Raw genomic sequence first — 3248 nt, forward strand, 5'->3', positions numbered from 1 at the left:
CGTGCGGTCTAGTGCTGGCCGGCCGCGCGGTGTGCGGCCCCCGCCATCGGCAGCGCCGCGGCACCGGCGACGATGGCGAGCGCGCCGACGATCCAAGAGGTCCACGCCGCGCCCGTGAACTCGGTGTAGCCCATCACCCATGGCGAGATGAAGGCCAGTGCCCCGAGCACGATCTGCACGCCCTCGCCATAGACCAGGCCTGGCCTCGCCAGCGACACCAGGCCGTCGAGCGCGATCAGCGCGCCGAGCACGACCATCGTCCAGGTGGCCGCGGTGCCGGTGTCGAACCACAGCGGGGACAGGGCCAGCACCACGCCGAGCACCGTTTCGGCCCAGTCGTGCGGTCGTGTCCAGGGCCGTGTCGATGTGTGCGCCATCGTGATCACCTCTCTGTGCCCCGGGACCGTGCTGCTCGCGGTCCTCACCTGGAATGATGCGCTTGATTGGCCGGCCGGTCAACTACGGGAGAGGCCCGGGTAGCCACCCCGTCCGGACGACCCGTCCCCCATCGGCACCTTCCGGAACGTGCGCGCGGGGCGCGACCGTTAGGGTGGTCCGCATGAGCCTTGGTGAGGAACGGGAGCTCGTGCCGCTGGGAGCCGGTTTCGACTTCGAGAAGCGCGGTTACAACCGCGCCCAGGTCGACGAGCATCTGGAACGGCTCGACGCCGACATCAAGATGCTGATGTCCGACCGGGACGCGGCCGTGTCGCAGGCCGACGACCTGGCCCGGCAACTCGAATCGGCGCGCATCGAGATCGACGATCTGCGCGGGCAGGTCGAGCGGCTCGCCCAGCCCCCGACGACCATCGAGGGACTCTCCGAACGCCTGCAACGGATGCTGCGTCTCGCGCAGGAGGAGGCCAGCGACACCCAGGCGCGCGCCGAGGCCGAGGCGGGGCACATCCGGGCCAAGGCCGAGTCGGACGCCAGCGCCATGCGAGCCCGCTACGAACAGTTGCTCACCGAGCTGTCCGAGCGGCGCAAGCAGATGGAGGCCGAGCACGCGAAGGTCCTCGACGACGCCCGCGCGGAGGCCGAGCGCATCACGACCACCGCGACCGAGGAACGCGACCGCCTCGACCGTGAGGCCGAGCAGCGCCGCGCCCAGGTCGAGGAGGACTTCGAGATCGCGATGGCCAGTCGGCGCACGGAGGCGATGCGCGAGCTGGCCGAGCAGGAGGCGGCCAGCAAGGCCGAAGCGGAGCGCCGGGTCCGGGAGGCCAGCGAGCACGCGTCGGCCGTCCGCAGCGAGGTCGCCGACGAGAAGGCCAAGGCCGAGGCCGAGATCGAGCGCCGCCGCCGGGAGTCGGTCGAGGAAGCCAACCGGCGCAAGCAGGACTCGATCAGCGAGGCCAACGCGCGGGTGGCCGAGGCCACCGAAGAGGCCCGCCGCCGGGTGCGGGAGGCCGAGGAGGAATCCGAGCGCAGGATCACCGAGGCCACGGCCCGCGTGCGGGCCCTGCGCACACTGCGCGCCCGCATCGCCGATCAGGTCCAGGCCGCGCGCGGCATGCTGGCCGAGGCCGAGTCGGCGCTCGGTGCGGCGGAGGGAACGCCACGGGACGAGGACGAAAGCTCCTCCGGCCAGACCCGCCCCGGCGGGGAGGGCGACACGGCCGCGGACCCCGACGGCGAGGACCATGCGACGGAACGCGCCGGTGACGGGGCGTCGCAGCCGACCGTGGTCGTGCCCGCGACCACGGCGGACAAAACCAACTCGTGAGTAGGTAACTGCTGCGCGGCGACTCCGGACCCGCTACTGTCGGCCACCGGACCGGCATGAGCACCCTTCTGGAGGACCGCATGGCCGCTTATCACACCGTCGTCGTCGGCACCGATGGTTCGGACTCGTCGATGGCCGCGGTCGAGAAAGCCGCCCGCGTGGCCGCCGATGCGGGCGCCACCCTCGTCGTCGCGTGCGCCTTCTACCCCGCCGACAAGGAGAAGGTCGACAAGGCCGCCGATGTGCTGCGCGAGGAGGCGTACCAGGTCGTCGGCTCGGCCCCCGCCGAGGACACACTGCGCACCGCTCGCGAGCGGGCGGTGACGGTCGGCGCCACCGACGTGCGGACGGTCCCGGTGGTGGGTGAGCCGGTCGACTCCCTGCGCAAGGTGGTCGCCGAGCACTCCGCCGACCTGCTCGTGGTCGGCAACCGGGGACTCAACACGCTGGCTGGGCGCATCCTGGGCTCGGTGCCGTCCGAGGTCGCACGCAAGTCCGGTGTGGACGTGCTCATCGTCCACACCACGTGATGCGGGCACGGACGCGGCGATGGCCGAGGAGAGCCTCCAGCACCGGCTCGAACGCATCCTGCTCGGTGGCACCCGCAAGTACACCCGCCTCCAGGTCGCCGAGAGGGCGGGCGTTCCGCAGGAACGCACCCGGCAGTTGTGGCAGGCGCTCGGGTTCGCCTCCGTGGGCGACGACGAGGTGGTGTTCACCGACGCCGACGTGGAGGCCGTGCGGATCACCGACCGGCTGGTCGGCGCCGGGCTGCTCGACCGGGACCTGGAGACGTCAGTAGCACGGGCCGTGGGCCTGCACATGTCCCGCCTCGCCGAGTGGCAAGCCGAGCTGCTCTGGGCGCTGATCGGGGACAACCCGGCACTGGCCGAGGACGAGGGTGAGATCGGCGCGCTCGTGGAGCGGGTGCTTCCCGAGCTGGAACGCGTGCAGGACTTCGTGTGGCGCAGGCATCTGACCGCGTACGCGGGGCGTGCGCTTGCCGCGCCGGGCGAGACGCTGCCCGCCCACTCCGAGGTCGTCGGGTTCGTCGACATGGTGGGATACACCCGCATGGCCCGGCGTGTGGACGAAGCCGAGCTGACCGAGGTGCTCGACCGATTCGAGGCCCTGGCCACCGAGCACGTCGCCGAGCACCGGGGGCGGATCGTCAAGCTGATCGGAGACGAGGTGCTGTTCGTGTGCCCGTCACCGGCGGGGGCCGCGGAGATCGCGCTGACGATGACCGAGCGGGCCGAAGCCGACCCCCAGTTGCCCGAGGTCTGCGCCGGACTGGCCTCGGGCCGCGTGCTGAGCCGCTTCGGCGACGTCTACGGGTCGGTGGTCAACCTCGCCAGCAGGTTGACCTCGCTGGCCCGGCCGGGCACCGTGCTCGTCGACACGACCCTGGCCGGGACACTCGCGGACGCGCCCGCTTACGAGATCCGCACTCTGCGGCCGGTTCCGGTGCGCGGGTACCAGCGCCTGCGGCCCGCCGCGCTGCGGCGAGCGGGGGGCGGCG

At 72.2% G+C, this 3248-nt stretch carries 4 protein-coding genes; 3 read left to right on the forward strand and 1 reads right to left on the reverse strand.

What is annotated here, in order from left to right:
* Positions 1–8: 8 nt before the first annotated feature.
* Entirely contained in the window at positions 9–377 is a 369-nt protein-coding gene (locus SACSA_RS0114600) for an SPW repeat domain-containing protein (protein WP_019816638.1), read from the reverse strand.
* Positions 378–559: 182 nt separating this feature from the next.
* Between SACSA_RS0114600 and SACSA_RS0114605 the strand changes: the two genes are divergently transcribed.
* The 3 genes from SACSA_RS0114605 to SACSA_RS0114615 form a co-directional block, all read left to right on the forward strand.
* Entirely contained in the window at positions 560–1726 is a 1167-nt protein-coding gene (locus SACSA_RS0114605; protein ID WP_019816639.1) for a coiled-coil domain-containing protein, read from the forward strand.
* A gap of 80 nt (positions 1727–1806) precedes the next feature.
* On the forward strand, positions 1807–2256 hold the full coding sequence (locus tag SACSA_RS0114610) for a universal stress protein (RefSeq protein WP_028661891.1): 450 nt from the start codon (positions 1807–1809) through the stop codon (positions 2254–2256).
* Positions 2257–2275: 19 nt separating this feature from the next.
* The coding region (locus tag SACSA_RS0114615; RefSeq protein WP_019816641.1) for an adenylate/guanylate cyclase domain-containing protein at positions 2276–3248 on the forward strand (973 nt) is incomplete at its 3' end.

Origin of the sequence: Saccharomonospora saliphila YIM 90502, assembly GCF_000383795.1 — a bacterium.
Lineage (GTDB): Bacteria > Actinomycetota > Actinomycetes > Mycobacteriales > Pseudonocardiaceae > Saccharomonospora > Saccharomonospora saliphila.

Bases quoted from the DNA above. Each gene is read 5' to 3' on its own strand.
- SACSA_RS0114600 (WP_019816638.1), bottom strand. From the start codon at position 377: ATGGCGCACACATCGACACGGCCCTGGACACGACCGCACGACTGGGCC.
- SACSA_RS0114605 (WP_019816639.1), top strand. From the start codon at position 560: ATGAGCCTTGGTGAGGAACGGGAGCTCGTGCCGCTGGGAGCCGGTTTC.
- SACSA_RS0114610 (WP_028661891.1), top strand. From the start codon at position 1,807: ATGGCCGCTTATCACACCGTCGTCGTCGGCACCGATGGTTCGGACTCG.